We start from the raw sequence: 16,100 nt of genomic DNA, 5'->3' as shown, positions 1-16,100 counted from the left end.
CTTGAAGTAGTCGCCAAACGACCAGTTGCCCAGCATCTCGAAGAAGGTGTGGTGGCGCGCGGTGTAGCCCACGTTTTCCAGGTCGTTGTGCTTGCCGCCGGCGCGCAGGCAGGCCTGCACCGACGCGGCGCGCACATAGGGGCGCTTGTCGGTGCCCAGGAACACGTCCTTGAACTGGACCATGCCCGAGTTGGTGAACATCAGCGTCGGGTCGTTGCCCGGCACCAGCGGACTGGACGCCACCACGGTGTGGCCCTTGGAGGCAAAGAAGTCCAGGAAGGTCTTGCGGATGTCGGCGACGGAAGCAACGGCGGTGACGGGACGGGTCATGGTGGTGGTGGGTTGGGGGTTCTGCTGCCGGGGCGGCTGCGTCCGGCAAAACGCGTATTTTCGCAAACTGGCGGCGCCTTGGGTCGCCGGGGGTGGCTCAGGCCGTTCGGAGCTGGCTTTGCAGGAAGTTCAGCACGCGCGGGTCCTCGCTGAACGCCACGTTGAAGCGGAACCAGGGGCTGGGCCTCAGGTCGGGGTCGAACAGGTGGCCAGGCCCGAGCAGGATGTCCTGCTCCGCCGCCTTGTAGGCCGGTTCCGTGGCGTTGGGGATGTCCGGGTGGCGCGCCCACAGGAACATGCCGGCCTTGGGCTCGCAAAACAGCTCGAAGCCCACGCTTTCGAGTTGCTGGGCCACGCGCTGGTGCGCCTGCGCCAGCCGGTCGCGCAGGCCGCGCAGGTGCTTGCGCCAGCGGCCGTCGACCAGCGCGCCATAGGCCAGGCGCTCGCTGAACTCGGACGAGGTCAGGCCCGAGATCATCTTGAGCTGGGCAAAGTCCTCCAGCAGATCGGGCGGCGCCGCCATGTAACCCACGCGGATGTTGGGCGAGATGGTCTTGGAAAAGCTGCTGATGTAGACCACGCGCTGCAGCTGGTCCAGGCTGGCCAGCGAGGGGCGCGGTTCGGGGTCGAGGTCGGCGTAGATGTCGTTTTCGACCACGGTGAACTGGTGCTGCTCGGCCAGCTGCACCACGCGGTGCAGGTGCGCCAGGTTGGCGACCGAACCGGTCGGGCTTTGCAGGCGAGGCTGGGTGAAGAAGACCTTGGGCTGGTGCTCCAGCACCAGGGCTTCGAGCGCAGCCAGGTCGTAGCCGGCCGGGGTGCGTGGCACGCCGATCAGCCGGGCGCCCAGGAAACGCAGCGAAAACAGCAGGTTGGGGTAACCGGGGTCGTCCACCAGCACCGCATCGCCCGGGCGCACCAGGCGGCGCGCCACCAGGTCCATGGCCTGGCTGGAGCCTTGCGTGAGCAGCACCTGGTCGGCACTGACGGCGATTTCCTGCTCGGCCAGCAGGTCGCGCACCAGCTGGCGCAGCGTCATGAAGCCCTTGGGCTCGCCATACCCGCCCAGATCCACGTTGTCGGCCGCCAGCGTGCGCAGGCTGCGGCGCATGCCTTCCTCGAACAGCCAGTCGCCGGGCAGCCAGCCACAGCCGGGCTTCATGCGCAGTGCGCGCGCCTCGAACACGCGGCGCAGGTACCACATCGAATCGAAGTTGTAGTTGGCGGCGGCCGCCTGCGCGCCGCTGGACGCGAGACGGGCCAGCGCCTCGCGCTGGCGCACGAAAAAGCCCGAATGCGGGCGCGAGACGAAGTACCCCAGGGCCACCAGGCGGTCGTAGGCGTCGACCACGGTGTAGGTGCTCACGCCGTGGGCGTGGGCGAACTGGCGGATCGACGGTGCCTTGGCGCCGGGGCGCAGGCCGCCGCTCTGGATGGCGGCGCGAAAACCCTCGACGATCTGCACCACCAGTGGGGTGGCGCCCTTGGGATTGAGGGTGAACATGGGGGGGGGAGGGTTTCTATGTACTGGATTGCAGGGCTATACAGTGCATCGCTGTGCAGCCGGTGTCTGTATATGTTATCGCCCGGGTTTGCGCCCTACAGTGCGCTCCAGTCTGAAACCAGTTCACGATCGGAGCCCCTGCATGCAACGCGAATCCCATTTCACCAACGCCGCCCTGATGGCCCGTCGCCGAGCGGCCCTGCCCAACGGGCTGGGCCAGGGCTTCGAGATTTTTGCCGACCGCGCCGAAGGCGCCGAAGTGTGGGACGTGGAAGGCCGGCGCTACATCGACTTCGCTGGCGGCATTGCGGTGCTCAACACCGGCCACCGCCACCCGGCGCTGATGAAGGCCGTGGCCGAACAGCTTGAGCGTTTCACACACACCTGCTTCCAGGTGCTGGCCTACGAGTCCTATGTGGAACTGGCCGAAAAGCTCAACGCCATGGCGCCGGGCAACTTCGCCAAAAAGAGCTTCTTTCTGACCACGGGCGCCGAAGCGGTGGAAAACGCCATCAAGGTGGCGCGCGCCTACACCAAGCGTTCGGCCGTCATCGCCTTTGGCGGCGGTTTCCATGGTCGCACCCTGATGGGCATGGCACTGACCGGCAAGGTCGTGCCCTACAAGGCCGGCTTCGGGCCTTTCCCGGCCGAGGTGTTCCACGCCAAGTTCCCGAACCCGCTGCACGGCGTGAGCGAGGACGACGCCATGGCCTCGCTGGACGCCCTGTTCAAGTACGACGTGGAGCCGGCACGCGTGGCCGCGATCATCCTGGAGCCGGTGCAAGGCGAAGGCGGCTTCTACGCCGCATCGCCCGCGTTTGCCCAGCGCCTGCGCGCCCTGTGCGACCAGCACGGCATCCTGCTGATCGCCGACGAAGTCCAGACCGGCGCCGGCCGCACCGGCACCTGGCTGGCCTGCGAGCAGTGGGGCGTGGCGCCCGACATCATCACCATGGCCAAGTCGCTGGCCGGTGGCATGCCGCTGTCGGCCGTGATCGGCAAGGCCGAGGTCATGGACGCCGCCGCCGTGGGTGGCCTGGGCGGCACCTACGCCGGCAACCCGCTGGCCTGCGCCTCTGCCCTGGCGGTGATCGACGTCTTCGAGAAGGAAAACCTGCTGGAGCGCAGCCGCGCCGTGGGCGAGCGCCTGACCCGCCGCCTCCAGGCGCTGCAGGCGCAGCACAACTGCATCGCCGAGGTGCGCGGCCTGGGCGCCATGGTGGCGATCGAGCTGTGCAAGAACGGCGACCCGCACCAGCCCGACGCCGACCTGACCAAGCGCATGGTGGCCGAGGCGCAGAAGCGTGGCCTGATCCTGCTGAGCTGCGGCGTGTACGCCAACGTGATCCGGGTGCTGGTGCCGCTGGTGGCCAGCGACGCCTTGCTCGACGAAGGTCTGGACATCATGGCCGCTTCGCTGACTGCATCCCTGGCTGCGGCCCAGGCATGACGTCGACGGCTCCCGCCCGTCCCGGCCCGCAGCCGTTGGCCGGTGTTCGTGTGCTCGACCTGTCCCGCGTGCTGGCGGGTCCCTGGGCCGGCCAGATGCTGGCCGACTACGGCGCCGAGGTGCTCAAGGTCGAGCGCCCAGGCGCTGGCGACGACACCCGTGCCTGGGGCCCACCCTGGTGGGGCGAGGGCGAGGCCCGTGTGGCCGCGTACTTCGTCTGCGCCAACCGGGGCAAACGTTCGGTGGCCATCGACATCGCATCGCCCGAAGGCATCCAGCAGGTGCGCGAACTGGCGCGCGAGGCCGACGTGCTGATCGAGAACTACAAGGTCGGTCAGTTGGCCAAGTACGGCCTCGACGCGGTCAGCCTGCAGGCCATCAACCCGCGCCTGATTTACTGCTCGATCACCGGCTACGGCCAGACCGGCCCGCTCTCGCACAAGGCCGGCTACGACTTCGCCATCCAGGCCGAAGGCGGGCTGATGAGCATCACCGGCAACCCCGGTGAAGAGCCGCAGAAGGTCGGCGTCGCCGTGACCGACCTGATGACCGGCGTGTACGCGACCACGGCCATCCTCGCGGCCCTGCACGAGCGCGCCCGCACGGGCAGGGGGCGCGTGATCGACGCGGCGCTGTTCGACGTGCAGGTTGCGATGCTCGCCAACCAGGCCAGCAACCAGCTGATCGGCCACAAGACCCCCACCCGCATGGGCAACGCGCACCCGAACATCGTGCCCTACCAGGTGTTCCCCACGCGCGACGGCCACATGGTGCTGGCGGTGGGCAACGACGGCCAGTTCGCCAAGTTCTGCGAAGCCGCCGGCCAGCCCGCTGTCTCGCGCGATGCACGGTTCTCCACCAACCCCGCACGGGTCGAACACCGCGCCACGCTGGTGCCGCTGGTCACCGGCTGGACGATGACCAAAGACACCGCCGAATGGGTCGCTGTGCTCGACCAGGCGGGCGTGCCTTGCGCACCGATCCTTGACGTGGCGCAAGTCATGGAACATCCGCATGTCACGGCGCGCGGTATGGCGCTACAACCAGGCAACGCCCAGACCCCACCCATGGTCGCCAACCCCATGCTGTTCGATGGTCAGCGACCTGTCGCCGAGCTGTCGCCGCCGGTGCTGGGCGCAGATCAGGCACGCTGGTTGCATGCGTCCCCATGATTCGTCCATCGCGCCCGTCCACACACACCACAACGCGTTCATGACCTCCCCCTCCGCACTCGTCACCTTCACCGGTGTGCAGAAAACCTACGACGGCAACACCCTGGTGGTGCGCGACCTCAACCTCGAGATCCAGAAGGGGGAATTCCTCTCACTGTTGGGCCCCTCGGGATCGGGCAAGACCACCACGCTGATGATGCTCGCGGGCTTCGAATCGCCGACCTCGGGCGAGATCGCACTCAATGGCGTGCCCATCACGCGCACGCCGCCGCACAAGCGCAACTTCGGCATGGTGTTCCAGAACTACGCACTGTTCCCGCACATGACGGTGGCCGACAACATCGCCTACCCGCTGACGGTGCGCAAGCTCGACAGGAACGACATCGACACCAAGGTCAAGCGCGCGCTGGACATGGTGCAGATGGGCCACATGGGCCAGCGCTACCCCTCGCAGATGTCGGGCGGCCAGCAGCAGCGCGTGGCCCTGGCGCGAGCCCTGGTGTTCGACCCGCAACTGGTGCTGATGGACGAGCCGCTGGGCGCGCTGGACAAGCAGCTGCGCGAGCACATGCAGATCGAGCTCAAGGCCCTGCACCGCAGCCTGGGCGTGACCTTCGTCTACGTGACGCACGACCAGTCCGAAGCGCTGACCATGTCCGACCGCGTGGCGGTGTTCAACGAGGGCGTGATCCAGCAGATCGACACGGTGGACCGCCTGTACGAGACCCCGGCCAATCGCTTCGTCGCCGGTTTCGTGGGCGACAACTCGGTGCTCGACGCGCGCGTGATCCACAACGACGGCCAGACCTGCGAGGTGCAACTGGCCGATGGCGCGCACCTGCACGGCGTCAACGTCAACCACGCGCAGGTCGGCGATGCGGTGCAGTGCAGCGTGCGCCCCGAACGCATCGCAGTGGTCGACGACTCGCACAGCGCCGGCAACCGCGTCACCGCCACCATCACCGACGTGATCTATTTCGGCGACCACCTGCGCCTGCGTTGCCAGATGCCCGAGCAACCCGAGATGAGCGTCAAGGTGCCGCTGCAGCACCTGGGCCACATGCAGGCCGGCCACACCGTCCACCTTCATCTGCCGCCCACGCACCTGCGTGTGTACCGCTGAACCGAAGTTTCCCGTTCCCCTGTTCCTCAACCCCTGGAGACCCTCCCCATGAAACTGAAACCCGTCCTGATCGCCGTGGCTGCCCTGATGGCCCTGCCCGCCATGGCCCAGAACCTGACCGTGGTGAACTTCGGCGGTGCCAACGGCGCCGCGCAGAAGAAGGCCTACTTCGAGCCCTTCGAAAAGGCAGGCGGTGCCAAGATCGTGCCGGTGGAATACAACGGTGAACAGGCCAAGATCAAGGCCATGGTCGAAGCCAAGAAGGTGACCTGGGACGTGGTGGAAGTCGAGAGCCCGGACCTCAGCCGCGGCTGCGACGAAGGCCTGTTCGAGAAGCTGGACTGGAAGAAGATCGGCAACAAGGCCGATTTCCAGAAGGCCGCCGTGCACGCCTGCGGCGTGGGCACCTTCGTGTGGTCCACCGTGATGGCCTACGACGGCGACAAGCTCAAGAAAGCCCCCACCACCTGGGCCGACTTCTGGGACGTGAAGAAATACCCGGGCAAGCGCGGCATGCGCAAGGGCGCCCGCTACAACCTCGAATTCGCGCTGATGGCCGATGGCGTCAAGCCCGCCGACGTCTACAAGGTGCTGGCCACCAAGGACGGCGCCGAGCGTGCGTTCAAGAAGCTGACCGAACTCAAGCCCAACATCCAGTGGTGGGAAGCCGGCGCACAGCCGCCGCAGTTCCTGGTCGCCGGTGACGTGGTCATGACCACCGCCTACAACGGCCGTATCGACGCCGCCCAGCGCGAAGGCAAGAACCTCAAGATCACCTGGACCGGTGGCATCTACGACCTGGACTACTGGGTCATGCCCAAGGGCACGCCTAACAAGGACGCCGCCCTGAAGTTCATCGCCGCCGCCAGCTCGGCCAACGCGCAGGCCGAATACGCCAAGAACATCAGCTACGGCCCGACCAACACCAAGGCGCTGGGCAAGCTCGACGCCAAGGTGCTGGGCCAGCTGCCCACGTCGGCCGCCAACAGCAAGAGCGCACTGCAGTTCGGCATCGGCTTCTGGGCCGACCAGGGTGAAGCCCTGGAGAAGCGCTTCTCGGCCTGGGCAGCGCAATGATGATGGCCGGCGGAACCCTGGACCTGGCCACGCAGCTGCGCCGCGCCGAGCGGCGTCGCAAACAGCGCGCGGTGGCGCTCACGCTGCCGCTGCTGGCGTTCCTGGTCGTGTTTTTCCTGGTTCCGCTGGCGTCGCTGCTGGTGCGGGCGGTGGAGAACCCCGAAGTCGCCGACGCCCTGCCCCGCACGGGGCAGGCGCTGGCCGGCTGGGATCGAAACAGCCCGCCCGATCCCGCCGCCTATGCGGCGGTGATCGCCGATCTCTCGGCCATCGAGGACACCGCGCAAGCCGGCGTGCTGGCGCGGCGTCTCAACAGCGAAGTCCCGGGGGGACGCTCGCTGGTCATGAACACCTACCGGATCCTGCATCCGGACGAAGAAGAGGCCGCAGACGCCGAGGGTGAGGGCGAGGGTGAAGCCCAGCCCGATATCCGCAGCCTCACGCCGGAACAGGTTCGCACGCGGCTCATCGAAACCGATCCCCGCTGGGAAGAACTGCCCTACTGGCAGGCCATCGCCAAGAACAGCTCGCGCTGGACGCCCGACTACCTGCTGGCCGCGGTCGACCTCCGGCGCACGCCGCAGGGCGACATCGTCAAGGTCCCCGCCGACGAGGCCGCGTTCTCCGACATCCTCGGCCGCACCTTCCAGATGAGCGCGGTCGTCACCTTCTTCTGCCTGCTGCTGGCCTACCCGCTGGCCTACTGGCTCTCGACCCTGCCCGAGCGCAAGGCCAATGTGCTGCTGATCCTGGTGCTGCTGCCGTTCTGGACTTCGGTGCTGGTGCGCATCGCCGCCTGGATCGTGCTGCTGCAGAACAACGGCCTGGTCAACCGCTTCTTGATGTGGATCGGTCTGACCGACACGCCGATCCCGCTGCTGTTCAACCGCGTGGGCGTGATCATCGCGATGGTCCACATCCTGCTGCCGTTCGCGATCCTGCCGCTGTACAGCGTCATGAAGTCGGTGCCACCCAACTACCTGCGCGCCGCGATCTCGCTGGGCAGCGCGCCCTTCTCGGCCTTCGTGCGGGTCTACCTGCCGCAGACCTACCCCGGCGTCGCCGCGGGCGGCCTGCTGGTCTTCATCACCAGCATCGGCTACTACGTGACCCCGGCGCTGCTCGGCGGCGCGGGCGACCAGATGCTGAGCTACTACGTCGCGCAGTACACCAACGTCGAAGTCAACTGGGGCATGGCTTGTGCGCTCGGCGGCGTGCTGCTGACCGCGACCCTGGTGCTGTATTCGATCTACCGCAAGGTCTCGAAGGCCGAGCTGAGTTTGGGATGAACATGTTCAAACTACCCGACTTCCCTGCCTACTACACCCTGCTCGACAAGCTCGGCTGGTTCGCGCTGCGCGGCGGCGGCCTGGCCGTGCTGGCATTCCTGCTGATGCCGGTGATCGTCATCATCCCGCTGTCGTTCAGCGACTCGTCCTTCCTCGCCTACCCGATCGAAGGCTGGTCGCTCAAGTGGTACCGCGAAATGTTCGCCTCCAGCGACTGGGCGCGGGCCACGAAAAACAGCTTCATCGTCGCGCCGCTGGCCACGCTGCTGGCGACCACGCTGGGCACGCTGGCGGCCATGGGCCTGGCCAACACCAGGTTCATGGGCAAAGGGTTCATCACCGGCCTGCTGATCTCGCCCATGGTGGTGCCCATCGTGGTGGTCGGCGTCAGCGCCTACCTGTACTTCGCGCGCTGGGGCCTGAACGACTCCTACCTGGGGCTGGTGATCGTGCACGCCGCCCTGGGCGCGCCCTTCGTGGTGACCACCGTGCTGGCCACGCTGCAGAGCTTCAACCACAACCTGGTCAAGGCCAGCCTGAGCCTGGGCGCCAGCCCGCTGGAGACCTTCTTCCGCGTCACCCTGCCCGTGATCGCACCGGGTGTGATCTCGGGCGCGCTGTTCGCCTTCGCGACCTCGTTCGACGAGGTGGTGGTCACCCTGTTCCTGGCCGGTCCCGAGCAGGTCACCCTGCCGCGCCAGATGTTCACCGGCATCCGCGAAAACATCTCGCCCACCATCGCCGCCGTGGCCACACTGCTGATCCTGTTCACCACCGCGCTGATGCTGACGCTGGAGTGGCTGCGCGGGCGGCGCAAGTGAGCATCGACCCATGCTGGCGCAGATGACCCTGACCGACCAGGCGGAGAACTTCCGGGCCCTGCACCGCAGCGGCTGCTTCCTGATGCCCAACGCCTGGGACGCCGGCAGCGCCCGCATCCTGTCGGCCCAAGGCTTTGCGGCACTGGGCACGACCAGCGCCGGCATCGCGTTCGCGCGGGGGCTGCCCGATGGTGCGCAAGCCATCGGCCGCGCCGAGATGATGGACGCCATCCACCGCATCGCCTCGGCCGTGTCGATTCCGGTCAGCGCCGATCTAGAAGCGGGCTTTGGCAGTGAGCCGAGCGAGGTGGCGGACACCGTCGCGCAGGCCATCCAGGCCGGTGCCGTCGGCGGCAACATCGAAGACGCGGACACCGAAACCCCTGCGGGACTGTTCGAGCTGCCCCTGGCGGTCGACCGCCTCCGGGCCGCCCGGTCGGCGGGACCGGCCTTCGTGCTGACGGCCAGAACCGATGTCTGTCTGCACAGCGGCGCCCAGGCCTTGTCGACCGCCATAACGCGCTGCCAGGCGTTTGCCGAGGCGGGAGCAGACTGCGTGTTCGTTCCGGGGCTGACCACAGCGCAGGACATCGCCCGCCTGGTCAGCGAGGTCCCGGTGCCGGTGACGGTCGTGATGGGCCTGTCCACCGCCACCCTGACCGTTGGCGACATCCGCCAGGCCGGCGCACGGCGGATCAGCGTGGGCGGCAGCCTGGCCCGGGCCTGTCTGGGGCTGCTGCGCAGGGCATCGCGCCAGATGCTGGATGAGGGGCGCTTCGATTACGCGGCGGACCAGATCCCCGACGCGGAACTCTGCGACTTCTTTACGATGGACGACCACACCGCGCGCCAGCGCAGCGGTCATTGACCACCATCACCATCACTCACGCCCATGCCCTTCACCACCGACACCACCTTGACCGGCCAGCACGTCCGCCTGGTCCCCCTGCGCCCCGAGCACCACGACGATCTGGTCGAAGCGGTGCGCGACGGCGAACTCTGGAAGCTCTGGTACACCGTGATTCCGACGCCCGAGGGCATGGCGGCCGAGATCCAGCGCCGCCTGGGGCTGCAACGGGCCGGCAGCATGCTGCCCTTTGCCGTGCTCGACACCCGCGGCCAAGCCGTGGGCATGACCACCTACATGAACATCGACGCCGCCAACCGCCGCGTCGAGATCGGCTCTACCTGGTACCGCCAGGCAGTGCAGCGCACGCCGATCAACACCGAAGCCAAGCGCCTGTTGCTGGCCCACGCTTTCGAGACGCTGGACTGCATCGCGGTCGAGTTCAGAACGCATTTCTTCAACCACCAGAGCCGCCGCGGCATCGAACGCCTGGGCGCCAAGCTCGACGGCGTGTTGCGTTCGCACCAGATCAATCGCCACCCCGATGCGCAGGGCGCGCTGCGCGACTCCTGTGTCTACAGCATCGTGGCCAGCGAATGGCCGAGCGTGAAAGCCCACCTGGACTTCCAGCTGTCGCGCCCCCGGACCTAACCCCATGAGCGAAAACACGCCCTTCAACCAGCCGCTGGGCGGCAACGACATGCCGCGCTTTGGCGGCATCGCAAGCATGATGCGGCTGCCCGTCGCCAGCAGCGCCCAGGGCCTGAACGCGGGTTTCATCGGCGTACCGCTGGACATCGGCACCAGCCACCGCCCGGGCGCCCGTTTCGGCCCGCGCCAGATCCGAGCCGAGTCCTGCCTGATCCGCCCCTACAACATGGCGACCGGTGCCGCGCCGTTCGACGCGCTGCAGGTGGCCGACCTGGGCGACGTGCCGATCAACACCTACAACCTGCTCAAGTCGGTCGACCTCATCGAGCAGCACTACCGCCCGATCCTCGACGCCGGCTGCATCCCGCTCACGCTGGGCGGCGACCACACCATCGCCCTGCCCATCCTGCGTGCGATGAAGGCCCAACACGGCCCGGTGGCGCTGATCCATGTGGATGCCCACGCCGACGTCAACCCCGACATGTTCGGCGAACGCATCGCGCACGGCACGCCGTTTCGCCGCGCGGTGGAAGAAGGCCTGCTGATCGGCGACAAGGTCTGGCAGATCGGCCTGCGCGGCAGCGGCTATTCGGCCGAAGACTTCGACTGGCCGCGCCAGCAGGGCTTCACCGTGGTGCCGGCGCACGAGGTCTGGTGGCCCAGCCTGACGCCCTTGATGGCGCAGATTCGCGACAAGATCGGCCCGGACACGCCCACCTACCTCAGCTTCGACATCGACGGCATCGACCCGGCCTACGCCGGCGGCACCGGCACGCCCGAGATCGGTGGCCTGAACGTGCCGCAGGCGCTGGAGATCGTGCGCGGCTGCCGCGGCCTGAACCTGGTGGGCTGCGACCTGGTCGAGGTCTCGCCCGCCTACGACACCAGCGGCAACACCGCGCTGCTGGGCGCCAACCTGCTGTTTGAAATGCTCTGCGTGCTGCCGGGCGTGAAATACCGCTGACCCCCGAGGAATGCCCCCATGCCCCGCCCCCAGGCCGTCCCCACCGTGCAGATTTCCAACGAACGCGTTATCGTCACCGAGTGGCGCTTCGCGCCGGGTGCGGAAACGGGCTGGCACCGCCACGCACACGACTACGTGGTCGTGCCCATGACCGGCGGCGAGCTGCTGCTGGAAACGCCCGATGGCCACCGCACGGCACCGTTGACGCCCGGCCAGTCCTACACCCGGAGCGTGGGCGTGGAACACAACGTCATCAACCCCACCGGACACGAAGTCGTGTTCGTGGAAATCGAAATGCGCTGAACGCAGATTGAACGCCCCCTGAACACCCTCTTTCACATCACAACCTGAAGAGACATCCCATGGACATGAAGACCTCCCCCCTGGCCCTGCTCAAGGACCCCACCCTGCTCAAGACCGACGCGCTGATCAACGGCGAGTGGGTCCAGGGTGCCAGCCGTTTTGACGTGCTCGACCCCGCCACGGGCCTGAAGCTGGCCGATGTGGCCAACCTCGGCCCGGCCGAGGCCGAACAGGCCATCGCCGCCGCCAACGCGGCGTGGAACGGCTGGAAGACCAAGACCGCCAAGGAACGCAGCATCATCCTGCGCAAGTGGTACGACCTGCTGATGGCCAACCAGGACGACCTGGGCCGCATCATGACCGCCGAGCAGGGCAAACCCCTGCCGGAAGCCAAGGGCGAAGTCGCCTACGGCGCCAGCTTCGTCGAGTGGTTCGCCGAAGAAGCCAAGCGCGTCAACGGCGAGACCCTGCCGCAGTTCGACAACAACCGCCGCCTGATGGTGCTCAAGCAGCCCATCGGCGTCTGCGCCGCGATCACGCCCTGGAACTTCCCGCTGGCCATGATCACGCGCAAGGTCGCGCCCGCACTGGCCGCCGGCTGCCCCGTCATCATCAAGCCCGCCGAGCTGACGCCGCTGACCGCGCTGGCCGCGGCCGAACTGGCCATCCGCGCCGGCATCCCGGCCGGCGTGCTCAACATGATCACCGCCGATGCGTCCAACTCCATCGCGGTGGGCAAGGTCATCTGCGCCAGCGACGTGGTGCGCCACATCAGCTTCACCGGCTCCACCGAAGTCGGCCGCATCCTGATGGCGCAAAGCGCCCCGACCGTGAAAAAGATGTCGCTGGAGCTGGGCGGCAACGCACCCTTCATCGTGTTCAACGACGCCGACATCGACTCGGCGGTGGAAGGCGCCTTCGCCAGCAAGTACCGCAACGCCGGCCAGACCTGCGTCTGCTCCAACCGCCTGTACGTGCAGGACGGTGTATACGACGAGTTCGTCACCAAGTTCGCCGCCAAGGTCAAGACCACCAAAGTCGGCAACGGTTTTGAAGACGGCGTGAACCAGGGTCCGCTGATCGAGGAAGCCGCACTGGTGAAGGTGCAGCGCCACGTGGACGACGCCAAGGCCAAGGGTGGCCGCGTGCTCGTGGGTGGCAACCGCCTGAACGGCCAGTTCTTCGAACCCACCGTGGTGGCCGATGCGACCGCCGACATGCTGTGCGCGAAAGAAGAAACCTTCGGGCCCTTCGCCCCGGTGTTCAAGTTCACCACCGAGCAAGAGGCGATTGACGCCGCCAACAACACCGAGTTCGGCCTGGCCAGCTACTTCTACAGCCGCGACATCGGCCGCATCACGCGCGTGAGCGAAGCGCTGGAGTACGGCATGGTGGGCGTGAACGTGGGCATCCTGGCAACCGAGCACGTGCCCTTTGGCGGCGTCAAGCAGTCGGGCCTGGGCCGCGAGGGCAGCCACTACGGCATGGACGACTACGTCGAGATCAAGTACGTCTGCGTCGGCGACGTGCTCAAGTGATGGCCGTCACCTGCCGGCCGCGCGCCGGCAGGTGAGGCACTGCGGCCCGCGCGGGTGAACGTGGGCATGCCGTGCAACGACGGCATCCGGCCGTTCACACAGGGAACATTAGCCGCTGATCAGGCCGCGGGCTTGGTCAGCTTGCCCGCCAGCTGTTCCGACACCCAGCCAAAGGCTGCGCCGACCACGATCGACAGGATGGTGGGCAGGATGGCCGCCGTCGGCGTCATGTCCTTGCCCAGCAGGATCAGCCCGGCCACGGAGGCGAAGCCGTACACGCTGGACGGGATGGTGGACAGGAACGGGACATGGGCCGCCAGCACGATCACGGCGGCACCGATGCCCACGGCCACCGGCGCTGCCAGTCCACCGAGCGCACCGAGCGGGCCGATCAGCATGACCGACACCATGCCCACCACGGCGCCGAACGACATGCACACCACGGTCTTGACCAGGCCAACGGTCTTGCCGCCGTTGTGGAAGAAGCTGGCCCAGGCCACGAAGGCCTGCCAGACCTGCATCTGGAACGCCGCCAGCGGCCCCAGGAACAGCCAGGTGGCGACAACGGCCAGCAGCCCGATGGACAGGGCCAAAGCAATCAACAAACTCATGAAAGTCTCCTCGTCGGTGGAATGAAAACGTCCTGCGTCTTGCGGCAGGACAACGGCCACGGGTCAACTTCCGCGCCACCTTGAGAAGAAAGTCTCTATTTGAGAGCGCTCATGATCGGATTGAACACTTGCGGATGCTGCGGTGCAGCTTGCCGCGTTGCACCATGTTCCAGCCGCGCTCCATCCATGCACGCCCTGCGCTTCAACGGAACAGTCCCGCCACACGCACGGCGCGCAACCGCGGCCACCGGATGGCAGTGGTCCGGATCCGCCCGCGCGGCGCAGACCACCGGCCCCACTGCCTCAGATTCGGACACCCGGTCGGCGAGCCCCTGCAGAGTGTTGCGATACCGGCCACCGGCGTGAGCCCACTGCGAACAATCGGAGCACCTGCGCCCTGCATCTGTGCCATGCACGAACGCCCTGGCTGGCACACATGGAACGCCCTGCACCGCCCGTCCGGTGGCCTGCGGGGTCTTTTTTTAGCGGGCGCACTTTTTGCAGAACGTGGCTGTCACGCACACGGCGTGCGTGGCACACACCAACCAAAAAGGAAAACTCTGATGAGACAAACAGCACGTTTCGCGCACACCACCTCCTGCGTGGCCCTGGCCGCCCTGGGACTGGTGGGCGCCAGCGCCTTCGCGCAATCCAACGTCACCCTCTATGGCAATGTGGACCTGGGCTTGCTCACCGGCAACAACAACATCGAAAGCCAGGTGTACAACGGCGGCATTTCGCCCAGCATCTGGGGCCTCAAGGGCTCTGAAGACCTGGGTGGCGGCCTGAAGGCCTTCTTCAATCTGGAGTCGCACTTCAGCGCGGACACCGGCGCACAGGTCGGTGGCATGTTCCGCCGCCAGGCCAACCTGGGCATCAGCTCGGCCAGCCTGGGAACACTGACCCTGGGCAACATGTACAGCCCGGCTGTGCTGGCGTTCGCGGCGACCGATCCGCGCGGCCTGCGCGAGAACTTCTCCGGCCTGTACCCCTGGGCCTACAACTCGGGCGTGCTGGTGGGTGGCAGCAGCAACTCCGACGTGGGCGTGTTCATGCACAACGCGGTGGCTTACAGCAACACCCTCGGCCCTGTGGGCATCTCGGCCAGCTACAGCCTGTCCGAGAAGGACGCGGCAGCCACGACTGGCGGTGCCGTCACCGCCCTGGGTCTGACCTACAGCGACGCGGTCAACTTGTCGGCGGCCTACCAGGCCGCTGACCACCCCGGCGGCCAACAGGCCAGCAAGATGTTTTCAGTGGGCGCGGGCTACACCATGGGCGCATTCACCGCCAAGGCCAACTACCTGAGCGCCACCAACAAGGACACCGCAGGCGTGAAGACCAGCGACGTCGGCGTCCTGGGTCTGGGCGTGGACTGGAAAACCAGCAGCGCCAACACCGTGACCGCCGCCTTCTACCGCGGCAAGGACGACCGGGTCAGCAACAGCGGCACCAGCACGCTGATCCTGGCCAACGAATACGCCTTGTCCAAGCGCACCACGGTGTACGGCCAGGTGGCCTTTGCCAACGCGGACGCCGCCGCCGGCCTGCGCACCTCTGTGGTCGCCGGTGGAACCGCCGCCGACAAGAACACCCGCGTGCTGAACGTCGGTATCAAGCACGCGTTCTGAGTCCCGCGGTCGTCGATGGGCAGGCGCTTCGGCGCCTGCCCATTTTTTTTGCCTGTCTGGCAGGCGTGAAAGGCCCGCCCCGGCCACGCATGCGCTACAGGATGCGCTGCAACCGGTCCACCTGACCGATGGCGATGCGCCGGTAGGCACAGCGCCCGACCTGGCGCAGGAACAGCGAGTTGGCGATCAGCCAGACCCGCACAACCCGCTTGGCCTTGCCGCCCACGATGCGGCGGTAGTCCGCGTACAGGTCGCGCCGCTCGTCGAAGGCCTTGCCCAGGTCAGCCTGCCCGCTGCGCTGCACCACATGGGTCTCCACCGCGTCCCAGCCCGGCAGCGGGCAGCGGAACACTTGGCCCACCGGCAGGCTGGAACTCCACAGGTAGGTGATGTCCTGCCCGTCGTCGAACTCCACGGCGATGGACAGGTAGTCGTGCGTGAGGATCTGGTCCTCCGGCTGGTGCGAGGGCAGTCGCTCCACCACCCAGCGTCAGCCCCGGGCGCAGCGGCTGGTCGGCCAGCGGGTATTGCAGGATGCCCAAGTTCTTGTGCGTCTCGCAGTCGATGCGCTGGCCCGGCCCTTCGGTGAAGATGCCGCCGTCGCCGAAGGCGAAGAAGTGCGAACAGCCTCCTGGCGTGAGCGGCGCATGGCGGGCAAAGCATCCAGGCACTGTCGGGCAAATTGCCCGGCCACCGGACGGTGGCACGCACGGCACGGCTACAATGCCGAGCTCACGCGGGTGTAGTTCAATGGTAGAACGGCAGCTTCCCAAGCTTCATACGAGGGTT

The 16,100-nt window shown here is 67.1% G+C and carries 16 protein-coding genes; 12 read left to right on the top strand and 4 right to left on the bottom strand.

Going from position 1 to position 16,100, the window contains the following annotated elements; translation table 11 throughout:
- Both RMP09_RS20575 and RMP09_RS20570 read right to left on the bottom strand, forming a co-directional pair.
- On the bottom strand, positions 1 to 330 hold a 330-nt coding region (locus RMP09_RS20575), incomplete at its 3' end, for an alanine--tRNA ligase-related protein (protein ID WP_310567836.1).
- 97 nt (positions 331 to 427) lie between these two features.
- On the bottom strand, positions 428 to 1,834 hold the full coding sequence (locus RMP09_RS20570; protein ID WP_310567835.1) for a PLP-dependent aminotransferase family protein: 1,407 nt from the start codon (positions 1,832 to 1,834) through the stop codon (positions 428 to 430).
- A 142-nt stretch (positions 1,835 to 1,976) separates the two neighbouring features.
- On the opposite strand from RMP09_RS20570, the gene gabT reads away from it, so the two are divergent.
- Genes gabT through RMP09_RS20515 form a run of 11 tightly spaced genes read left to right on the top strand, consistent with a single transcriptional unit; the run spans position 1,977 to position 13,069 of the window.
- Positions 1,977 to 3,284: a 4-aminobutyrate--2-oxoglutarate transaminase gene (gene gabT, locus RMP09_RS20565; RefSeq protein ID WP_310567834.1), complete on the top strand. Its 1,308-nt coding sequence runs from the start codon at positions 1,977 to 1,979 to the stop codon at positions 3,282 to 3,284.
- On the top strand, positions 3,281 to 4,456 hold the full coding sequence (locus tag RMP09_RS20560; protein WP_310567833.1) for a CaiB/BaiF CoA-transferase family protein: 1,176 nt from the start codon (positions 3,281 to 3,283) through the stop codon (positions 4,454 to 4,456). Before gabT ends, RMP09_RS20560 begins: the two co-directional genes overlap by 4 nt.
- 40 nt (positions 4,457 to 4,496) lie before the next feature.
- Positions 4,497 to 5,579, top strand: a complete 1,083-nt coding sequence (locus RMP09_RS20555; protein WP_310567832.1) for an ABC transporter ATP-binding protein — start codon at positions 4,497 to 4,499, stop codon at positions 5,577 to 5,579.
- Between the two features lie 48 nt (positions 5,580 to 5,627).
- Positions 5,628 to 6,656 carry an ABC transporter substrate-binding protein gene (locus RMP09_RS20550; RefSeq protein WP_310567831.1) on the top strand — a complete coding sequence of 343 codons (1,029 nt, stop codon included), beginning with the start codon at positions 5,628 to 5,630 and terminating at the stop codon, positions 6,654 to 6,656.
- Between the two features lie 2 nt (positions 6,657 to 6,658).
- On the top strand, positions 6,659 to 7,945 hold the full coding sequence (locus RMP09_RS20545; RefSeq protein ID WP_310567830.1) for an ABC transporter permease: 1,287 nt from the start codon (positions 6,659 to 6,661) through the stop codon (positions 7,943 to 7,945).
- 2 nt (positions 7,946 to 7,947) lie between these two features.
- A complete protein-coding gene (locus RMP09_RS20540) occupies positions 7,948 to 8,766 on the top strand; it encodes an ABC transporter permease (RefSeq protein WP_310567829.1) in 819 nt (272 codons plus the stop codon).
- Between the two features lie 10 nt (positions 8,767 to 8,776).
- Positions 8,777 to 9,634, top strand: coding sequence for an isocitrate lyase/phosphoenolpyruvate mutase family protein (locus RMP09_RS20535; RefSeq protein ID WP_310567828.1), 858 nt, complete (start codon positions 8,777 to 8,779; stop codon positions 9,632 to 9,634).
- A 24-nt stretch (positions 9,635 to 9,658) separates the two neighbouring features.
- A complete protein-coding gene (locus RMP09_RS20530) occupies positions 9,659 to 10,264 on the top strand; it encodes a GNAT family protein (protein ID WP_310567827.1) in 606 nt (201 codons plus the stop codon).
- A gap of 4 nt (positions 10,265 to 10,268) precedes the next feature.
- The gene (gene speB / locus RMP09_RS20525; RefSeq protein WP_310567826.1) at positions 10,269 to 11,228 is read left to right on the top strand and encodes an agmatinase; all 960 of its coding nucleotides are present in this window, start codon (positions 10,269 to 10,271) and stop codon (positions 11,226 to 11,228) included.
- An 18-nt stretch (positions 11,229 to 11,246) separates the two neighbouring features.
- Positions 11,247 to 11,531, top strand: coding sequence for a cupin domain-containing protein (locus tag RMP09_RS20520; RefSeq protein WP_310567825.1), 285 nt, complete (start codon positions 11,247 to 11,249; stop codon positions 11,529 to 11,531).
- Between the two features lie 59 nt (positions 11,532 to 11,590).
- The gene (locus RMP09_RS20515; RefSeq protein WP_310567824.1) at positions 11,591 to 13,069 is read left to right on the top strand and encodes an NAD-dependent succinate-semialdehyde dehydrogenase; all 1,479 of its coding nucleotides are present in this window, start codon (positions 11,591 to 11,593) and stop codon (positions 13,067 to 13,069) included.
- 119 nt (positions 13,070 to 13,188) lie between these two features.
- Here the strand turns inward: RMP09_RS20515 and RMP09_RS20510 are convergent, their stop codons facing one another.
- Entirely contained in the window at positions 13,189 to 13,680 is a 492-nt protein-coding gene (locus RMP09_RS20510) for a DUF1097 domain-containing protein (protein WP_310567823.1), read from the bottom strand.
- Positions 13,681 to 14,243: 563 nt separating this feature from the next.
- On the opposite strand from RMP09_RS20510, the gene RMP09_RS20505 reads away from it, so the two are divergent.
- Positions 14,244 to 15,311, top strand: a complete 1,068-nt coding sequence (locus tag RMP09_RS20505) for a porin (RefSeq protein WP_310567822.1) — start codon at positions 14,244 to 14,246, stop codon at positions 15,309 to 15,311.
- 94 nt (positions 15,312 to 15,405) lie between these two features.
- Here RMP09_RS20505 and RMP09_RS20500 read toward each other — a convergent pair whose 3' ends face one another.
- Positions 15,406 to 15,792 (bottom strand): DUF3047 domain-containing protein, encoded by a 387-nt coding sequence (locus RMP09_RS20500; RefSeq protein WP_310567821.1) that lies wholly within the window; start codon positions 15,790 to 15,792, stop codon positions 15,406 to 15,408.
- Positions 15,793 to 16,100 lie beyond the last annotated feature (308 nt).

Origin of the sequence: Hydrogenophaga sp. (genome assembly GCF_031426985.1) — a bacterium.
Taxonomy (GTDB): domain Bacteria; phylum Pseudomonadota; class Gammaproteobacteria; order Burkholderiales; family Burkholderiaceae_C; genus Hydrogenophaga.
This window is presented reverse-complemented; position numbering and strand designations above follow the sequence as displayed.